The sequence below is a fragment of the Exiguobacterium aurantiacum genome, assembly GCF_024362205.1.
Lineage (GTDB): Bacteria > Bacillota > Bacilli > Exiguobacteriales > Exiguobacteriaceae > Exiguobacterium > Exiguobacterium aurantiacum_B.
This window is the reverse complement of record NZ_CP101462.1, coordinates 454,252-472,777: the sequence shown is the minus strand read 5'-3', so window position 1 is coordinate 472,777 and position 18,526 is coordinate 454,252. Positions and strand designations below refer to the sequence as shown.

Genomic DNA, 18,526 nt, shown 5'->3' with positions numbered 1-18,526 from the left:
GCGGATGATGGGGCTTTTGTTAGCGCTCAAATGCATGAAGGTGTTCACTAGCGAAAGCGGCGAACGTTCGGGGTGATTCTCCGGTCAATCGCTCAAAGTCGTCGGTCACCGCCTTTGCCGTCCCGAGCCGCGTCATGAGGTACAGCGCCATCGTCACGTTCACGTACGCCGGGTCTAGCCCGCGCTCCTTCACATAGCGGGAGCGATAGCACAGCATGCTCGGATTGGCGTAGGTGATGTGCCGTCCCGTCAAGAGCGTCAACATGTTCGCAATGTCGACATAGTCGAGCGCCTCGGGACCGGTGAGCGTATAGGACTTGTTTTGATGCGCCTCCGGATCGGATAAGACATGTGCAATCGCTTTGCCGATATCTTCAGCGTCGATGAAACTGACTTTACTACGGCCGGCCGGGATAAAGATGCTGTCATCGTTCCGAATCTCTTCGGCATGGACGCCGGTCACGTTCTGCATGAAAAAGCCAGGACGGATATGTGCATAAGGCAACCCAGCTACCTCAATCATCTTTTCAATTTTATGGTGCGGCGGGAACGGGTTGCGCTCGACCCCCATGAGGGAAAGGAACGTGACGAGGCGAAGCGAACGTTTAGCCATGGCATCCACGAACGGTTGAAACACATCCGCATCCCCAATCTGTGGCGGACGCATCATGAAGACGCGGTCGATGCCATCGAGTGCCGCCTCGAACGTCTCCGGTTTTTCGAAATCGAGCTGAACCTGCCTTGCCACCGGGAAACGTCGCGCCAATTCATCGAGTCGGCTCCCGGCCACAACGACCTCCTCCCCTCGTGCCTCTAAATATTTCACTACGTATTGTCCCACATTCCCGGTCACCAATATCGCTTGTCCCATGCTTGATCACTCCTTTTTTATATTGTCGTCTATTTCCTAGGTTCATGGTTTGAACATTCTGTGCCAAACACGTGCTATCGTCCCGAAATGACCTTGTTTTTAGGTAGGCCCATGGGTGGTATAGGGAATTAGGGCGGAATATCGTATAATGAATGGGAATGCTACGTACTCACTTACTTTCATATACAACCTATGATGGAAAGGAGGTTTTCCCATGAATCGAAAATCGTTCTATCCGGCCCGAAGACATCACGGACGGTCATCGAGCAGTCGTTCCATCGTGACGAAGCGATCACGATCCCCTCACGCCTTCCCGATCGCTTCACTCGTCGAAGAAGTCCAGGACGCCGTCTGCTTTATCGACTTCACGCGGAACCATCTGTATTCGAATGAACAACTACGCACCATCTGTCCGTCCATGGAGACGCGTCGTTTTCAGAATATCGACGGCATGAGTCGTTTCTTTCATGAGACGTTCGAGCAGAACGGCGCCGACATAAACGATGTGACGTTGTTTTGGGATGAGCTCATGACGAACCGGTTCGGCTGTTGCCCGAGCATGGATGCGAAGTCGCTCCGCATCGGCGAGCGGACGATGCAAGTCATTTTGAACTTCACGCACACCCCGCGTGGCGTGTTCATCATGTGGCGCGACATCACCGACTCGATCCGATTCGAGGAACAGAAGGATGCCTTTCTCGCCGAGCTGTCCCACGAGTTCCGCTCCCCGCTCACAGCCATCAACGGCTATGCCGAACTGCTCATGTACCAGCATAGCGATAACGACAAGACGCACGGGATGTTGACGCTCGTCAAACGGGAAGCCGAGCGGCTCGAGCGCCTCGTCGACAACTTCCTCGACTATCAGCGGGTGAACTATTCCGAAGAGCTGTTATCGATGTCGACGTTCGCCTTGCGACCGGTGCTCGAGGACGTCGTCGCCCACTACAAGGCGACTTCTCCCCAGCACGACGTCATCTTGTCAGCCGACGACGTGACGATCGAGGCCGACGAGGAAAAACTGTTGCAGTTGCTTCACAACTTGATTGGCAACGCCATTAAGTACTCTCCGGACGGCGGCACGGTCTATGTCGAGATGACAATCGAGGGCGACACGTACGTCCTGTCGGTACGGGACACGGGGATCGGCATCCCGAGCGACGCCATCCCGTACGTGTTCGACGAATACTACCGAGTCGACTCGGACGCCCACCGTCCGATCAAAGGGACCGGGCTCGGCCTCCGCATCTGCAAACGGATCGCCGAGGCACACGGTTGGGGCATTCACGCCGACTCGGTGTACGGAGAAGGGACGACGTTCTCCATCTATCTGTATTCCCACAGCACAACGAGTACGACGCTGCTCACGGAACAAGAAACAACCGACTAAAAAGGGTTTGGCCTCGGCCAAACCCTTTTGTCATGCTGCTTGATCGCTTGAAATGTCGCACTCGAGCCCTTGTTCGCGCATCGCTTTCGCGTGGCGGAAGAACAAGCCGAACAGTGTGACCGTACCGATTGTGGCCAAAACATACGGGAGCACCCCGTCCATCTCGAAGCCGATCGGTGCCGTCAAAATGTAGAACCAGACGACATACAACATGAACGTCCCCGGCAACAAGGCAATCCAGTAGTTCCGTCCTTTGATATACAGATACGTCGCGCCGACGAACAAGGCGATGACCGCCGTCGTCTGGTTGGCCCAGTTGAAGTATTGCCACAACAGACGGAAGTCGACTTTCGTCAAGATGAACGACAAAACGAAGAGCGGAAGCGCGATCCACAACCGTGACGTGAACTTCTTCTGGACGATGTTCAAGTAGTCGGCGATGATCATCCGGGCACTCCGGAACGCCGTGTCGCCCGACGTGATCGGCAAGACGATGACACCGAGGATGGCGAGCGTGCCGCCGATGCTGCCGAGCATGAGCGTCGCCACTTCTTGGACGACGAGCGCCGGCGTGCCGGCATTGATCATGGCGAGCAGTTCACCCGGCTCGAAGATGGCCATGGCGGCAGCCGCCCAGATCATGGCGATGACCGCTTCGACGATCATCATGCCGTAAAAAATGCTGCGACCGTTGCTCTCTTTCATCGTCGTCCGCGAGATGATCGGTGACTGAGTGGCATGGAAGCCTGACAGTGCCCCGCATGAGATCGTGAAGAAGATGAGCGGCCAGAGCGGCAAGCCGTCCGGATGCATGTTCGTCAACGTCATCTCCGGGATTTGATAGCCTTGCGTGAACAGGCTGACGGCGATGCCGACGGCGCTCAACAAGAGAAGCGCCCCGAAGAACGGGTAGATGCGGCCGATGATTTTATCGACCGGGAGCAGTGTCGCCAAGATGTAGTAGGCAAAGATGCCGAACGTGACGATGGCGAGCGTCGAGCCGTTGCCGTCGAACAAGTTGTTGATCATATTGGCCGGTGACGTGACGAACACGGTCCCGACTAAGAGCAGTAAGAGTAGCGCGAAGCCGTTGACGACGTGACGGAGCGACCGACCGAGGAACTTCTCGGCGAGCTGCGGCAAGTGCGCCCCGTTGTTGCGAAGCGAGATCATACCGGTCAAATAGTCATGCACCGCGCCGGCAAAGATCGAACCGAGCACGATCCAGAGGAACGCGACCGGGCCATACAAGGCACCCATGATCGGCCCGAAGATTGGGCCGACCCCGGCGATGTTCAACAGTTGAATCATCGAGTTGCGCTTCGTCCCCATCGGCACGTAGTCGACGCCGTCCTGTGACGCATAGGCGGGCGTCGTCCGCTCTTCTTTGATACCGAACGTCTTCTCGACGTACCGGCCGTAGACGAGATAACCGAGCAATAATAATCCTAAAGCAATGAAAAATGTAACCATCGAGTGGTCCTCCTATATATAAGTGATTTATGATTTCTTCATGTGAAATATATCACATGATTAATATAGCAGGGTCCTCGTCCGTTGAATAGATTCATTTGCTCACAATTTCACATGAAAATACAAGTGTTCATCGTTTAGACAAACGTTGCCGTTGAGCCATTTTTATGAAAACGCTTGCTTTTAGAATGAATTGATTCGAAACCGGGAACAGTCGAACAGAGAGAAGCAGAAAGGATGATTTTTGTGAAACGTCAACGTGGATTTTTAGCACTCCCGGTCGCTGTCGCCTTTATCCTCATCTTCGGTCTGTTGTTCGATAACTGGTGGCTCGGACTCGGGATCGGCATCGCGATGTTCTTCGCGTTCCAAGGGACGAAGAAGAAAGCTTGAAACTTTTTGAGGCGACACCCGTAGAAACTGGACAAAGGAGGAGTTCTCCATGTCCAACAAACAGACGACCGGCAGCTACGCCTTCCCGCTCGCCCTCGCGGTCGGTGTCTCGTTAGCCATCGCTCTCGACAACTACTTGATTGGACTCGCGATTGGCGTCGGGTTGTATTTTGCTTTTAGTGATTCGCCGAAGAAAACATGACAAAGACCGCTTCATTGAGCGGTCTTTGTCATGTATACACGCGCCTCGTGCGGTAGCAGTTTATCAATCTCATTAAGGAAGGACGATGTAGATGACATCCAGGAAACTTTTACCCAAGTTTCAATTCGCTTTTGCGTTACTCCTGTTAGGAGGTGTCTTTTTCCTTCTTCATGAGGTAAATCAGCGAGAAACTTTTTTGAACGACACGTTAACTGAGCATTTTTCAATCGATCAGAACGCCTATGATGTCGAGTTCAGCATGAATCAATATGGATACTTATATCGCTTAAATTTCGAGGATGAACAGAGAGTCGAATATGAATTTTTCGTCAAAACCAATCAAGAGAAAGAGTACGTGGTCACCTATTATGGGCATAACTCGTATGGCGATTCACCTTTGAGAGAAGATGCATTTACCACATTGAACGAAGGGTACTAAATTTAGAGAATTGCCATGAGAAGAGGCCAGCTGATGCGAACACGTCGCGCCAGCTGACCTCTCTTTACAAATTGACTGAAGTATATCTCAGCCTCACTTTAGTGACGCGACTTCGATTGAAACCGCTCGATCTCGTCCGTCATGATGGCGTCGACACCGGTCATGTCCGGCAGCTCGCTCGGGTCGTTGATTGTGTAGAGGCGTAGCAGGCGATTCTGTTCGCGTAGCGTCGCCGCATCTCTCGTCCCGACGAACTCAGACTGGGCGTGGACCGCCTCGGCCCCGATTCGCTCGACAAGGTCGATTAATCCCGGATGACCATCCCCGGTCAAGACGGCGATTCTCGCGTCACGGGCGACGTCCCGCAACCGGACGAGCGTGTCCGGGTTGAACGACGAGAAGACGACCCGCTCTTCTAGCTTGAACTCGGTGACGGCGAGCCACGTCAAATACTCGATCCCCTCGTAATCAAATTGATCCGTCTTCAGCTCGATATTGAGCGTGACGTCGGAAGGTTCAATCAAGACGAGTACTTCCTCGAGCGTCGGAATCCGTTCCCCACTGTCCGTCCGGAGCAAGCGGAGCTGCCGGAGCGTCATATCTTTGACGAAACCGCTCCCGTTCGTCGTCCGGTCGACCGTCTCATCGTGGATGACAACGAGGCGGCCGTCGCGCGTCAATTGGACGTCGAGCTCGATGCCGTCGACGTGAGGCATCGCCGCCTTGAACGCACTGATCGTGTTCTCCGGATACTTGGCGCTATATCCGCGATGGGCGTAAATCGACATGTCATTGCCCCAAGGTGGAAGTCGTCTCATCGGCCGCGCGCTTCAACGCCTCTTCGACCGATACGCCTTGATACAGGCTCTCCATGGCGTTGACGACGCTTTGGCGGGACTGCGGGAACGTCGAGATGAGCGCACCTTGTGTCGCTGGTGAGGCTGTCGTCTCGCTCAATTGATCGACCGTCACTTTCAGCTGCGGGTACTCGGCCCACATCTCTTTGACGATCGGCTCATCATACGCGTCCGGATTGATGGCGAAGTAGCCCGTCTCGACGTGCCACTTGGCCTGTGCCTCTTTCGACGCCGCATACTTCATGAACTCCCATGCGCCCTGCTTCGTCTCGTCGGCAATGCCGTCACCCATCCAGAGCGAGGCTCCGCCGATGATGACACCTTCGCGCTCGGCTTCGTTCGGGACCGGCAAGTACGATGCTCCGACCTCGAAGTCGGCGCTGTCCGCGACGGTGCGTATCCCGGCCGACGAGTCGAGATACATGGCGACTTTCCCTGATTGGAAGGCGGCACGCATATCATCCCAGTTTTGACCGACGTTCATGAACGTCTTGTCGTCATACATCTCTTTAATCAAGTTGAAGGCGTTCTGCCCTTCTTCCCCATCGAAGACGGCTTTCGTCGGCGCCCCGCTGCGGCCGTTGTCGTTGTCGACGTAGAGTCCGCCTTGCGCGGCGACGAGTTGTTCGAAGAACCAACCGTAGTTGAGCATCGTGAAGCCGGTCTGGTCGTCGCTCGTCAGCGCCTTCGCCGCTTGCTTCAGCTCATCGTATGTCCGCGGCGCCTTCTCTGGGTCGAGTCCCGCTTGTTCGAACGCATCTTTGTTGTAGATGAGCACCGGTGTCGACGAGTTGAACGGCATCGAGTACTGCTTGCCATCGACTTGGTAATAGCTCAAGATGTTCTCTTCCCAGACACCCGTGTCGAAGTCTTCTTTGTCGATGAACTCCTGGACCGGCGTGATCTTGTTCGTGTCGATCATGTATTTCGTACCGACCTCGAACGTCTGCATGATGGCCGGTGCATCTGTCGAACCGGCGACGGCGTTGAACTTCGTGAGCGCCTCTTCATACGTGCCTTGGAATACCGGCTTCACTTCATAGTCTTCCTGCGACTCGTTGAAGGCGTCGACTTGGTTGTTGAGCGCAGTCTCCAAGTCCCCGCTCATCGCGTGCCAAAATACGACTTCCGTTTTCCCGTCCTCCGTCGCCGAAGCGGCCGGCTCCGCCTCTTCGCTACCACATGCCCCGAGCAACAACACCGAACTGGCCAACCCTGCGAATAACGCTTTCTTTTTCATCATGTATTCCCCCTATTATTTGATTGCACCTTGTGTCAATCCTTCTTGTAACTGCTTTTGTCCTGCGAATAACAGCATCAGCGTCGGGATGATAATCAAGATGACCGCCGCCATGACGACACCCCAATCCGAGGCGACCTCGTTCGACTGCATCTGTTTAATCCCGATTTGCACCGTGCGGGCCTGCTCCGTGTTCGTGACGAGGAGCGGCCATAAGTACATGTTCCATGTCGTCAAAAAGCTATATACGGACAACGTGACGAGCGGCGTCTTCGATACCGGCAAGACGACGTTCCAAAAGAAGCGGAAGCGGCTGATGCCGGCGATTTGCGACGCTTCATACATCTCGTACGGGATCGTCTTGAACTGTTGCCGGAGCAGGAACGTCCCGAACGCGAGCGCGAAGAACGGCACCGACAGCCCCCACACCGAGTTGAGCCAGCCGAGCGACTGAATCGTCAAGAAGTTCGGTACCATCGTCGCTTCCCATGGCACCATCATCGTCGCCAGGAAGAGCATGAAGATGAGCCCTTTCCCTTTGAAGTCGATGAAGACGAATGCGAACGCAGCCAAGCTCGACAAGACGACTTGGCCGACCATGACGAGGAGCGCCACGACGAGGCTGTTCCATAAATACGTCAGGAGCGGGATCCGCTCGAACGCGGCGACGTAGTTGTCGAACGTCACGTCCCGCGGGATAAGATTCCCTTTCAATACCTCGCTCCCGTCCATCAGGCTGATCGAGAACGCGTAAGCGATCGGGAACAGCATGACGATGGCACTCAAGACGAGTAGCATATACGTGACTGCTTTACGAATCGTCATTGGTAATGCACCTTCCTTTCGACGAGCTTGAACTGGAGCCACGTCAACGCCAGGACCGTGAGGAACAAGAGCACGGCCTGCGCACTCGCCCCGCCGACGTTATAGTTGATGAACGCGTCCTTATAGATGGCGTAGACGATGACGTTCGTCGAGTTCGTCGGCCCGCCTTTCGTCAGCAAATCGATTTGCCCGAACGTCTGGAACGCATTGATGAGCGAGATGATGCCGACGAAGAAGAGCGTCGGTGACAGCATCGGGATCGTGATGGCCCGGAGTTGGGTCCAGTAGCCCGTCCCGGCGATGTCCGCACTCTCGTAAAGCGTCCGGTCGATGTTTTGCAGCCCGCCGAGGAGAATCAAGAACGTGAAGCCGATGTTCATCCAGACGGTCGCGAGCGACACGGACAGGAGCGCATATTGCGGGTCGAGGAGCCACTGCACCCCGCTCGCCCCGACCGCCTCCAAGAAGCGGTTGAAGATACCGATCGACGGGTTGTACATGAACATCCAGATGACCGACGAGGCCGCGACGCTCATCCCCATCGTTGCCGAGAACGCCGTCCGGAAGATGCCGATACCGCGCAACTTCTCATTGGCGAGGAGAGCCAGACCGAGCGCGATTAAAATCGTCAGTGGGACGGTCAACAGGACGAAGCCGACCGTCGCCTGGATGCTCTGCCAAAACGAGGCGCTCGTGAACAGTTTGGCGTAATGCTCGCCACCGACATAACTGAGCGGCGTCCCTTGCGTGTCCGTTTGAAAGAAGCTCAAGTAAATCGTCCGGAACAGCGGATAGACGAGGAAAATCCCAAATAATGCGATTGACGGGGACAAGTAGAGCAGTCCGCTCGCCGCGTCAGACAATCGTGTACGGATTCGTTGTCTCGGAAGAGCGACCGTCATTGAAACACCTCCAACGCCTCAAACAGTTTCGGTTGCCGCGGCTCGATGCGATTCCCGTCCGTGTCAAACAGTGACATCTGTTTCGGGTCGACGTAACAGGCGATCTTTTCTCCAATCGACAGCGGCCACTGGCCCGGCCATTTGGCGAGCCATTCGACGCCGCCCATGTCAAAGGCGAGAATCGTTTCCGTGCCGAGCACTTCGATATTTTTCAGTTCGGCGTAGAACGTGATCTCGTCTTTCGCCGGTGTGATTTGTTCGGGCCGGATGCCGAGCGTTGCCGTGTCTTCCCGCGTCAGTGTGTTCGGATGAAACAAGCGTCCGTCTGAGGCGACCCAGCCCTTGTCACTCCGTTGCACCGGCGTGAGGTTCATTGGCGGCGACCCGATGAATGAGGCGACGAACGTGTTCGCCGGCTTGTTGTACAAATCGAGCGGTTGACCGACTTGTTGGACCTGACCATCGTTCAACAGCATCATCCGGTCGGCCATCGTCATCGCCTCGACTTGGTCGTGCGTGACGTAAATCATCGTCAGCTTGAGCTTGCGTTGCAGTTGCCGGATTTCCGAGCGCATCTTAGCCCGGAGCTTCGCGTCCAAGTTCGAGAGCGGCTCGTCCATGAGGCAAATCGGTGACTCGGTCACAATCGCCCGGGCCAGTGCGACCCGTTGGCGCTGGCCGCCTGACAGTTCGCGCGGCTTCCGTTTCAAATAGTCCGTCAGTCCGAGCGTCTCGGCCGCTTCCAAACACCGCTCGCGCTGCTCGAGCTTCGTCAATCCTTTCGTATGTAACCCGAACGTGATGTTTTTCTCGACGGTCATGTGCGGATAGAGCGCATAGTTTTGGAACACCATCGACAGTTGCCGCTCGCTCGGCTTCAATTCGTTCGCGGCGACGCCGTCGATGCGGAGCGTCCCGCTCGTGATCGACTCGAGCCCGGCAATCATCCGCAACATCGTGCTCTTGCCGCAACCCGACGGTCCGACGAGGGCGAAGAACTCACCGGCCTCGATGGTCACGTCAATCCCTCGGATGACTTCCGTTTCGTCGTATGCTTTTTTGATGTTTTGCAGTTGAATTGATTTCATATGATATCCTCCTTCGTCCCTTGCGACGACCAGAGCCGCTCGTCCCCGGTCGAGACGGCGAACGCCCCGTGATTGAGCGCTTCATGCACGTGAATCGGCTTTCGGATCATCCCGCCTGTCACGATTGGCAGCGAGACTTTTTCCGCGACGTGTTCGATGACGCTCGGGATGAGGCCCGGCATCAGTTCGAGCGCGTCTGGTTGTTGATCTCGCGCCATCTTGATGCCTGACGTGATGGCGTCCGAGTCGACAAGGAACAGGCGTTGCACCGTCATCAGACCGGCCCGTTTGGCGTGTTGAATGACCGACGCCTTCGTCGTCACAATGCCGTCGGCGCCGACCCGTTTTGCCAAATAGTCGATGCCATCCCTGTCGAGACTGATACCGTTGATGCGTTCGGCGTGCAGGAACACGGTCCGATTCTCACGCTTCAAATGGGCGACGTAGCGGTCGAGCGTGCTGAGCGTCCCCATCATAAGGAACGTCGTCGTCACGTCTGACTGCAGGAACTTCTCGAGTTGTTTCGGTGATTTGATTGAGGCGATCATCTTCTCTTGTCCGATTGTGCGGAGCGTTCCATTCACTTGGATCATCCTTCCCTAGAAAAAAGGACCAACAGAAACTGGACGTCATCGACGTACGGGCTTCTGTTGGTCTCTCGAATGTTCTACCATAGCTATTCACTTGGCATGAGGGGTCTCACAAGTCCTATCGTACCGGATGAATGTAAAGCGGCTGTGAAGCGTGTGCAAAAAAGCGTAAACCTTTCATGAATGAGATTTACAAACCATTTAACCGAAACCCAATAACATCCATTTAGCTGTTTCGGAAACGTTATAATACTGGAGAGTGGTCATCGAACACAGTCTTCACTTGAGAATGAAAAGGAGTAGTCGAAATGAATAAAATCCAATTAACCGAACCGGGGTGGACCCGCCAAAACATATGGGAAGGATGCATCCTCGCCTCCATCGCTCATGCTGTTTTTATCGCGGATGCTCCTGATCTTGCGTACGAACATTCGTGGGATGGTGACAACTACAGCACCAATGACGGCCAAGGAAGCAGAGGGACGGTGGCATTCGGTCAAGAAATCTATGTCGCAGGTTTCCGAAACGAACGTTTTGCTTTCAATCCAGTAGACGCAAATCAATATTTCATAGAAGCTTCGGACCAGATACAACAAATGGCTGAACAAGAAACGCTTCAATACTTGCTTGATGAAGTGGATGGAGAAGATCGTCCAGTTGTCACGACGGTCTTATGGGAAAGTGAACAGAGTGTATTTTCGAGTCATCCTTATGACGTCATGCTTGAACGAGGGGCGGACCTTTTAGAAGTGCAGGCGTCAGCGTATGAAGCAGCGCTTGAGTATTGGGAAGAGAATTTCGAACTCACAGAAGAACAGTTGGCATTGGTGGAAAAACTATATCATTTGAAGTTGAAAGACCCTACTAGACAAATTCTCTTATCGGAAGAAGACATTCAATCCATCAACGCGAATGACGTTGAAGGCATTGAAGAAAGTAGAATCTCTTTTTCTGAGATTGGCATCGACTGGCCGAGTCCATGATGGTTCGATCAATAAAAGTTCTTATAAAAACGTGAGCCAGGAAGTTTATCCGGCTCACGTCATTTGTTTTTATCACTTCTTCGCAATCACATATCTTTTAGCGTCTGCCTCGCCTTCGCCAAGATATCGGCTTTGACAGCATCATCACGGCCTTGCCAGTTGCGGACCATCATCTTCATGCGTTGGTTCTTCGCGAACCGCTCCTCGTGCTTGTCGATGAAGTTCCAATAGAGGGCGTTGAACGGACAAGCGTCCGCTTCGGTCGTATGTTTCGGGTTGTACTTGCAGCCTTTACAGTAGTCGCTCATCTTGTCAATATACTTACCCGAGGCGATATACGGTTTCGTCGCGAGCTTCCCGCCGTCGGCATGGAGCGCCATCCCGAGCACGTTCGGCAACACGACCCAGTCGTAGGCATCGATATACATCTCGTTGAACCAGTCGCTCGTCTGTTGCGGTGACACCTCGAACAGTGTCGCGAAGTTGCCGAGCACCATGAGACGCTGGATGTGATGGTTGTGCGCCTTCTCGATGACGGGCTTCACACTCTGGTGGATGCAGTTCATGTTCGTCTCGGCGTCCCAGAAATAGTATGGCAAGTCGCGCTCATGCTTGAACGTGTTGACCGATTCGTATCCCGGCATCGAGGCCTCGTAGACGGCGCGCATATATTCCCGCCAGCCGAGGATTTGACGGACGAACCCTTCGACCGAGGCGAGTGGCGCCTCTGACTCCACAGCTGCCTGGACGACTTCGTCCGGTGTCAGCAGTCCGATGTTGATGGCCGCGGACAACAGGCTGTGTGACATCTCTTGATTGTCCGACAGCATCGCGTCCTGATACGGACCGAACGTCTCGAGCCGCTCCTTGACGAACCGTTTCAGTGCCCGGTGTGCCTCACTGTGCGTCACCGGCCAGACGAACGGGGTGATGTCGCCCGGATGGTCGGCGAAATCTCGCTCTACTTTTTCAATGATGTCTTTTGTGATCGCGTCCGGTCGGAAGTGAATCGGTGCCGGGAACGTCAGCCCGTCTTTCGGCGGCTGGCGGTTGTCCGCGTCGAACGACCATTTCCCGCCTCGTGGTTTCCCGTCCTCGAGCAACACCTCGAACCGTTTCCGCATATGGCGATAGAACCGGTCCATCCGCCACGGCGCATCGCCAATCGTGTCGACGGCCTCCTGTTTCGTTAAAAAGAAGAGCGGCACGTCCGAATGTTCAACGAGCTTGTGCTTCTGACCGAACTGTTTTAACTTCTTCTCCATCGCGGCGTCGGTGACGGCTGTGTAATGAATCTCTTCCGGTTCGTACCGTTTGAAGTGGTCGTCCCATGCGTCTTGGAACGAGTCGGCCTCATGATAGTCGACCTTGTAGCCCTTTTCTCGCAGTTCCTCGGCGAAATGACGCATCGCCGAGAAGATGAGGACGAGTTTTTGTTTATGGTACGGCCGCCACGTCGCCCGAGACGTCGCCTCGATCATGACGATGACGTCATCGCTCTCGACGTGCTCGAATAGCTCGAGCTCATGCGACAATTGATTGCCGAAAATCCAAAAGGAACGCATCGATTCAACTCCCCTCCCAAAATGGTTATGCTACACTCAATTTACATCTGGTCCGTACAGAAAGGAATGGTTTGATGCGCTTCACACGTCTCCAAACATGGATTGACAGTCAATACGAAAACCCACGCGGTATCGTCGGGACGTATATCGGTGAGAAGATGGTGCGTCAACACCGGGTCGAAGTCGATTGGACGATTGAGCAACTTCAGATTAAACCAAACGACCGCATCCTCGACCTCGGATGCGGTGCTGGGGACGCACTGGCTCGGCTACTTCAGACGGACGACACAATACATGTGACCGGGCTCGACCGTTCCGCGACCATCGTCCGCTCGGCGCTCCGACGGAATCGCGCGGCCGTCCGCGGACAACGGGCTGCTGTCGTCGAAGGAAACATCGGGACGATTCCGTTCCAAGACGAACAGTTTGACCACGTCTTCAGCATCCATACGCTCTACTTTTGGGAAGACGTACCCGCGGTGCTTGCCTCCATCGACCGTGTCCTCAAACCAGGCGGGTCATTCGTCATCACGTACTGTGATGGGAAAGGTGACGTGAACTGGGACGGTATCACGGCAATCGTGCGGGAACAGTTGATTCCTGCTGCTTCTGCGCTCGGGTTCATTGACGTTCAAGAACGCCGAGGACCTGACTCGCGCGATTATCATACGGTCGCCGTGACGGGACGAAAGCCAGTCTAACGTCATCCCCGGCTCTTCCGTGTCACGGCTACCCCGCCAAATCCGCTGATGATGGCGATATAGAACCCTAAATCATAGAACCAGCCGGTGTTGTTCACCTCATAGACGCGATACGTGTCATTGAACAATCCTAAAATGAGTGACACCGGTGCAATCCAACCGTGCCAGACGCCCCAAAAGAATCCGGCCGGGTCGGTCGTGTACGTCCCGTCGCCCGGCACACAGCCGCCGAGGACGAGCATCAAACTGAGCATGATGGCTAATAATCCGATTCGTTTCATCTGAATCCCTCCTGCTATGAGTATTCCCGGTTTTACAGAAAACTGTACCGCCCGACACGCGAATGGAGATGAGACCATGACCCCCTATTCGATTCGACACATTTTTGACCTCAACCACGTCGATTTGACCGACTCGCTTGTCGCCAGTCGTCAGGAAGGCTTTCGTATGCTCGACCGATTGGTGGATGACTTTCGAGATGGACGCAACCGGTTCAATCAACCCGGCGAGTGTCTGCTAGGTGTTTTTGACGCCTCTGGCAATTTGCTCGGTATCGGAGGATTGAATCAAGACCCATATTCTCTAGGATTTCCGGTCGGGCGGTTGAGACGGTTTTATATCTTGCCGGATTATCGCAGACAAGGTATCGGGAGACGCCTCGCGAACGCATTATTGCTCGAAGCGAAACGGACCTTCCTCACCGTCATTCTCCGGACATATACGACGCAAGGGGCACAGTTCTATGAATCGCTCGGCTTCATCCCATACAATACCTCGACTTCAAGTCACGTGATTCGATTCAACGAAACAAGCAGCGACTCATCATGAGCCGCTGCTTGTTTGTGTTAACGCCACAGTTGGACGGTGTTCGCGAACTCGATATCGGTCGCGATCTCCCCGTCGAGGGCATGTAAATCGAAGTCCTTGCCGTCGAGCCACTCCTGAAAATCAAAGATGACCGGGTCGCGGTCGCCGCCGAGGGCGAACCACGTCTCGAGCGTCTCCGGGAAGTAAGCGGCCGTATGAATCGTGCCAGCCCAGCTCTTATACAGCTCCGAGAAGACGCCCTTGTCCGAGTCGTTCATGAGTCGGAACGCGCTCTCGGCGTCTTGGACGATATGTTGATACATCTTGATTTCCATCATCCGACGCGTCGAGTCGTCGAGATGGTAACGGTTCTCGTGCTGCAACAGTTCGAAATGGTTCGTGCAGATGTTCGACTCGCGGACGCGAATGTCGCGCGGCGTCGCCTCGATGACGCGTGTTTTCGACGACTTGTCGTGGACAACGTATGTGAACGAGCCACGGTGCGGGATTTCTTGCAGTAAATCGACCGCCTCTTCGACCGTGACGCACGTCTCGAGAATCATCCGACCGATCATCTGGCAGACGAACCCATCCCCGGGCCGGCGGCGGTTGATGAAATTGTAGCCCATGGCGAGCCCTTTCTCGTTCATCCCGTCCATCCGACCGGTAACACGGGAGACGGGGCCGATGACGGCGTAACCCTCATCTGGTTGGAACACGTTATAGCGGCCATCGTACGTCATCGGGTGATAGTCATAGTTGCGGACGAGGAAGTTGTCCCCCGTCAAAATCGAACAGCCGCTGACCGGATTATTAACCCGGAAATGACCGAAGTGAAGGAGCGTGTCGGCGAGCGTCAACTCGAGCTCGTCCTGCAGGCCGAGCAATTCTTCCCAAATCTTCGGGGCGAACCGGTCGAACGCCTGCTTCGCTTCGCGCTCGTCAATCTCAAAGCGCGGGACGCGGAGCTTCCACTGGTCGGTCCGGTTCTCGAGCAGTTTACTACGTTTGATGTATTTGCCTTGAAAGCGGCCAAAATCATAATGACTGCCGCGGAATTGTGTGAGTTCACTAGAGACACGTTGCATGCAAAAACCTCCCTTGCGCCTAGTATAACGGACGCAACGGAGGTCTGTCTGACTTGAGACTGTTTACAATTTGAATTGCCGGCTCATGCGTTGCATGTCCTCGGCCGTGTGCGACAAGTCTTTGACGAGCCGGTTCATCGTCTCGCTCGTCGCCGACATCTGTTCGGTCGAGGCGGCCACTTCTTCGTTGCCGGCCGTGCTCTCTTCCGAGATGGACGCGATATCCGACAGACCGCGTTTGATGTCGTCTTGGTTCGTCTTGACGCGTCCGAGTTGCCCTTGCATCGAGTTCGTCAGGCGCTGCATCTCGTTCACACTCTGCTCGATCTCGTTGAAGGCGCGCTTCGTCTCCTCGAGCGTCCGCTTGCCGTCCTCGGCGGCGTGCATGCTGTCCGTGAACGTCTCGCCGAGCGCGATCGAGTTTCGTTTGACGCTGCCGACGATTTCTGAGATCTCACTGACCGATCGGGCGACGCTGTTCGATAGTTTGCGAATCTCGGAGGCGACGACGGCGAACCCTTTCCCGTGCTCACCGGCGCGGGCCGCCTCGATGGCCGCGTTCAAAGCGAGCAAGTTCGTCTGTTCCGAGATTTGACGGATTATCGTGACGAGCGCCGTCACTTCGTCCGCTTGTTGTTCAAAGTCCTTCACCTGGCCTTGCGACTCGCGCACTTGCAGATGGATGTTCGTCATCTTGCCGACGGCATCCTCCATCAGTTCAAGTCCTTCGGCTGTCACCCGACTGACGACTTCTGCCTGTTCACTCACGCCGTTGCCGTCGTGCGCCGTCTGGTCGACGAGTCCCGAGAACTCATTCATGTGCCCGTACAGCTTCATCGTGAGCACACTCTGATTCTCGACGCCGCCCGCGATTTCTTCCATCGTAAAGGCGATTTGCCGCGAGGCGTCATTCACTTCTTCCGAGATACTTGCCACGTTACCGCTCTCATCGCGCACCGTTTGGGCGGACGTCTGCAATCCAGAGATCAAATCGCGGAGCATCTTCGTCATCTGGTCCATCGAGGCGGTGAGCCGCTTAATCTCATCGTTCGCCTTCAATTGGATGTTGTCCATCTCTCTGGCCGCTGTCGCCAAGTCGCCGCTCGCGATATGAGTCGCGACGCGTTCGAGCTCACGGAGCGGTCGAAGCTTCCAACCGAGATAACGCCAAATGATGACCGAGGCGACCCCGAGCAAGATGACAAGACCGACGAGAATCGGCGGCAAGCTCTCTTGCAATACGTCTTCCGTCACCGCGGCGACGTCGCTCGCCCCTTTGTCGATTCCAAGGATACCAATCACATCCCCGCCTTGTTTGATTGGGACGAGCACGGTCATATAGTCCCCGTATTCCGGATCTTCGACGATCGGCGTCGTGACGGTCCCGCCTTCAAACGCCGCTTTGGCATCTTCGAACGACGTAGCCGTCGTCGGGGTCCCGATATCGACCGCGTCTACCGCGCTCATGCCGTCGACGATGATTTGAAGTTCGTCCCCGTCAGCTGCGAGCGTATAGACGTACATCGCCCCGATTTGCATGCGATACGTGTCGAGCTGTTCCCGAAACTGCTCGAACCGTTCATCTTTCGTCGGGTTTTGCATGAAGGCCGCGTACGCCTCCGCGTCGATCGCCTCGCTGATCCGGGCCCCGTCCGCCAACAGGACGGCTTGCATCGAGCTCTGCACTGTATGTTTCGTGCTGACGTACTGCAACACGCCAAACGTGACGATGAGTAGCGTGATGAACGCCAGCATCATCGCCAAAATCCGGGTCTGCAGCGACTGTGGTTTGTTACGTTTCATATGATTCCCTCCAATCGTCCTTACTGTATGTATCGGACGAATGAAGGGATGAATACACAAAAAAACGGATGATTTTCGACAAAAATCATCCGTTCGTTCATTCATTTGTCGAATTCACAACCTCGAGCGGCATCGACACTTCGGCCTCGCCTTCTTCTCCGATATGGAAAAGTGGAAGCGTCTCGGTGACGAATAAGTCAGGGTTCAAATCCGCTTGATAGACGTAAGTTCGAACGTCTCCTTCGCGTTCGGCGACAAGTTCTCCGAACGGGATCGGGACACGGACGCCGTCAACCTCATAACTGATGATTGTCGTCGGGTCGAGGCGACGGTCTTCGAGCATCCGGATCGTGAACAGCATCGTCGAGCTGTTCGTCCGCTCGAGCGAGACGGCAATCGATTCCGATTGGCCGGCCCGTTTGTCGATCATCGCATCATCGACGTCCTGTTCGAACACGACGTTCTCTTCAACCTGGTCATCTTGCACTTGTTGGCAACCGACGATGGTCGCCAATCCGAGAATCAAGGCAATCACCAATACGCGCATCACGTTCTCTCCTCACTTCAAGGCGAAAGTGAGTTCCGCTTCACAAGCAACTTCTCCATCGACTGTCGCCACGGCGCGTCCTTTACCGATCGGTCCGCGCACTTTCAAAATCTCGACCTCGAGGCGCAATTGATCGCCCGGGACGACTTGACGTTTGAAGCGACATCCGTCGATGCCTGCGAAGAACGCGAGCTTGCCGCGGTTCGACTCTTGCTTGAGCATCGCGAACGCGCCTACTTGCGCGAGCGCTTCGACGATCAAGACGCCAGGCATGACGTTATAGTCCGGGAAATGTCCATTGAAGAACTCTTCATTCGCTGTCACATTCTTTAATCCAACAGCCCGTTTGCCTTCTTCGACTTCAAGAATTCGGTCGATGAGCAAGAACGGGTACCGATGCGGGATCACTTCTTTAATCTGTTCAATCGTGTACATGGTTCCACCACCCTTATGATGTTAGCCAAAAATCGGTGATATGGCGCCACGTGTCGATGTTGAACACGTCCTTCCACTCGCCTCCGCCAATCACGCTGTACCCGATGATGGCCCCAATCGCAAGCATCACGAAAGCCAACAACAGGACAACGATGACGCGTAACAAAATCGGAAAACGTCGATGGTTCGACAATCGCTTCCGCTCCGTCCGCTCTTTGGACTCGGTCTGTTCCGAGCCGTTTTGTTCTTCCTTCGCCACGTCCATACATCCTTTCAGCTGAATTAATTATAACATATTAGTACCAGGTAATAAAACTGTTGCATGAG

The 18,526-nt window shown here is 54.8% G+C and carries 22 protein-coding genes; 7 read left to right on the top strand and 15 right to left on the bottom strand.

Going from position 1 to position 18,526, the window contains the following annotated elements; genetic code table 11:
- Positions 1-19: 19 nt before the first annotated feature.
- A complete protein-coding gene (locus tag NMQ00_RS02620) occupies positions 20-871 on the bottom strand; it encodes an NmrA family NAD(P)-binding protein (protein WP_255177798.1) in 852 nt (283 codons plus the stop codon).
- A 214-nt stretch (positions 872-1,085) separates the two neighbouring features.
- Between NMQ00_RS02620 and NMQ00_RS02615 the strand changes: the two genes are divergently transcribed.
- The gene (locus NMQ00_RS02615) at positions 1,086-2,261 is read left to right on the top strand and encodes a sensor histidine kinase (protein ID WP_255177797.1); all 1,176 of its coding nucleotides are present in this window, start codon (positions 1,086-1,088) and stop codon (positions 2,259-2,261) included.
- Positions 2,262-2,291: 30 nt separating this feature from the next.
- Here the strand turns inward: NMQ00_RS02615 and NMQ00_RS02610 are convergent, their stop codons facing one another.
- Positions 2,292-3,734, bottom strand: coding sequence for a carbon starvation CstA family protein (locus tag NMQ00_RS02610; RefSeq protein ID WP_255177796.1), 1,443 nt, complete (start codon positions 3,732-3,734; stop codon positions 2,292-2,294).
- Between the two features lie 246 nt (positions 3,735-3,980).
- Between NMQ00_RS02610 and NMQ00_RS02605 the strand changes: the two genes are divergently transcribed.
- The 3 genes from NMQ00_RS02605 to NMQ00_RS02595 all read left to right on the top strand — a co-directional run bounded on the left by NMQ00_RS02605 (position 3,981) and on the right by NMQ00_RS02595 (position 4,768).
- Positions 3,981-4,127: a hypothetical protein gene (locus tag NMQ00_RS02605; protein WP_021066172.1), complete on the top strand. Its 147-nt coding sequence runs from the start codon at positions 3,981-3,983 to the stop codon at positions 4,125-4,127.
- Between the two features lie 49 nt (positions 4,128-4,176).
- Positions 4,177-4,329, top strand: a complete 153-nt coding sequence (locus NMQ00_RS02600; protein WP_255177795.1) for a hypothetical protein — start codon at positions 4,177-4,179, stop codon at positions 4,327-4,329.
- A gap of 196 nt (positions 4,330-4,525) precedes the next feature.
- Positions 4,526-4,768: a hypothetical protein gene (locus NMQ00_RS02595; protein WP_255177794.1), complete on the top strand. Its 243-nt coding sequence runs from the start codon at positions 4,526-4,528 to the stop codon at positions 4,766-4,768.
- Positions 4,769-4,866: 98 nt separating this feature from the next.
- Here NMQ00_RS02595 and NMQ00_RS02590 read toward each other — a convergent pair whose 3' ends face one another.
- From NMQ00_RS02590 to NMQ00_RS02565, 6 genes are read right to left on the bottom strand one after another with little or no spacing between them, the layout of a single operon-like run.
- Positions 4,867-5,586, bottom strand: coding sequence for a glycerophosphodiester phosphodiesterase (locus tag NMQ00_RS02590; RefSeq protein ID WP_255177793.1), 720 nt, complete (start codon positions 5,584-5,586; stop codon positions 4,867-4,869).
- Positions 5,558-6,868 carry an ABC transporter substrate-binding protein gene (locus NMQ00_RS02585; RefSeq protein ID WP_441294609.1) on the bottom strand — a complete coding sequence of 437 codons (1,311 nt, stop codon included), beginning with the start codon at positions 6,866-6,868 and terminating at the stop codon, positions 5,558-5,560. Before NMQ00_RS02585 ends, NMQ00_RS02590 begins: the two co-directional genes overlap by 29 nt.
- Positions 6,869-6,880: 12 nt before the next feature.
- Positions 6,881-7,690, bottom strand: coding sequence for a carbohydrate ABC transporter permease (locus NMQ00_RS02580; RefSeq protein WP_255177792.1), 810 nt, complete (start codon positions 7,688-7,690; stop codon positions 6,881-6,883).
- Positions 7,687-8,592, bottom strand: a complete 906-nt coding sequence (locus tag NMQ00_RS02575) for a carbohydrate ABC transporter permease (RefSeq protein ID WP_255177791.1) — start codon at positions 8,590-8,592, stop codon at positions 7,687-7,689. The genes NMQ00_RS02580 and NMQ00_RS02575 overlap by 4 nt, the downstream gene beginning before the upstream one ends.
- Complete coding sequence (locus NMQ00_RS02570) at positions 8,589-9,680, bottom strand: ABC transporter ATP-binding protein (RefSeq protein WP_255177790.1); 1,092 nt, start codon at positions 9,678-9,680, stop codon at positions 8,589-8,591. Before NMQ00_RS02570 ends, NMQ00_RS02575 begins: the two co-directional genes overlap by 4 nt.
- Positions 9,677-10,264, bottom strand: a complete 588-nt coding sequence (locus NMQ00_RS02565) for a glycerol-3-phosphate responsive antiterminator (RefSeq protein ID WP_255177789.1) — start codon at positions 10,262-10,264, stop codon at positions 9,677-9,679. Before NMQ00_RS02565 ends, NMQ00_RS02570 begins: the two co-directional genes overlap by 4 nt.
- 314 nt (positions 10,265-10,578) lie before the next feature.
- Here NMQ00_RS02565 and NMQ00_RS02560 point away from each other — a divergent pair, with 314 nt between their 5' ends.
- A complete protein-coding gene (locus NMQ00_RS02560; RefSeq protein ID WP_255177788.1) occupies positions 10,579-11,253 on the top strand; it encodes a hypothetical protein in 675 nt (224 codons plus the stop codon).
- An 86-nt stretch (positions 11,254-11,339) separates the two neighbouring features.
- Here NMQ00_RS02560 and NMQ00_RS02555 read toward each other — a convergent pair whose 3' ends face one another.
- Entirely contained in the window at positions 11,340-12,818 is a 1,479-nt protein-coding gene (locus tag NMQ00_RS02555) for a cryptochrome/photolyase family protein (protein WP_255177787.1), read from the bottom strand.
- A 74-nt stretch (positions 12,819-12,892) separates the two neighbouring features.
- On the opposite strand from NMQ00_RS02555, the gene NMQ00_RS02550 reads away from it, so the two are divergent.
- Positions 12,893-13,519 (top strand): class I SAM-dependent methyltransferase, encoded by a 627-nt coding sequence (locus NMQ00_RS02550; protein ID WP_255177786.1) that lies wholly within the window; start codon positions 12,893-12,895, stop codon positions 13,517-13,519.
- 2 nt (positions 13,520-13,521) lie between these two features.
- On the opposite strand, the gene NMQ00_RS02545 is transcribed toward NMQ00_RS02550, so the two are convergent.
- On the bottom strand, positions 13,522-13,800 hold the full coding sequence (locus NMQ00_RS02545) for a hypothetical protein (RefSeq protein WP_214756115.1): 279 nt from the start codon (positions 13,798-13,800) through the stop codon (positions 13,522-13,524).
- 76 nt (positions 13,801-13,876) lie between these two features.
- Between NMQ00_RS02545 and NMQ00_RS02540 the strand changes: the two genes are divergently transcribed.
- Positions 13,877-14,347 (top strand): GNAT family N-acetyltransferase, encoded by a 471-nt coding sequence (locus tag NMQ00_RS02540; protein ID WP_255177785.1) that lies wholly within the window; start codon positions 13,877-13,879, stop codon positions 14,345-14,347.
- 17 nt (positions 14,348-14,364) lie between these two features.
- Here the strand turns inward: NMQ00_RS02540 and NMQ00_RS02535 are convergent, their stop codons facing one another.
- The 5 genes from NMQ00_RS02535 to NMQ00_RS02515 all read right to left on the bottom strand — a co-directional run bounded on the left by NMQ00_RS02535 (position 14,365) and on the right by NMQ00_RS02515 (position 18,464).
- Positions 14,365-15,414, bottom strand: coding sequence for a C45 family autoproteolytic acyltransferase/hydrolase (locus NMQ00_RS02535; RefSeq protein ID WP_255177784.1), 1,050 nt, complete (start codon positions 15,412-15,414; stop codon positions 14,365-14,367).
- Positions 15,415-15,477: 63 nt separating this feature from the next.
- Complete coding sequence (locus NMQ00_RS02530) at positions 15,478-17,217, bottom strand: methyl-accepting chemotaxis protein (RefSeq protein WP_255177783.1); 1,740 nt, start codon at positions 17,215-17,217, stop codon at positions 15,478-15,480.
- Positions 17,218-17,314: 97 nt separating this feature from the next.
- Positions 17,315-17,764 carry a hypothetical protein gene (locus NMQ00_RS02525; protein ID WP_255177782.1) on the bottom strand — a complete coding sequence of 150 codons (450 nt, stop codon included), beginning with the start codon at positions 17,762-17,764 and terminating at the stop codon, positions 17,315-17,317.
- Between the two features lie 12 nt (positions 17,765-17,776).
- A complete protein-coding gene (fabZ, locus tag NMQ00_RS02520; protein WP_021066156.1) occupies positions 17,777-18,199 on the bottom strand; it encodes a 3-hydroxyacyl-ACP dehydratase FabZ in 423 nt (140 codons plus the stop codon).
- Between the two features lie 13 nt (positions 18,200-18,212).
- The gene (locus NMQ00_RS02515; RefSeq protein WP_214753720.1) at positions 18,213-18,464 is read right to left on the bottom strand and encodes a DNA-directed RNA polymerase subunit beta; all 252 of its coding nucleotides are present in this window, start codon (positions 18,462-18,464) and stop codon (positions 18,213-18,215) included.
- Positions 18,465-18,526: the final 62 nt, after the last annotated feature.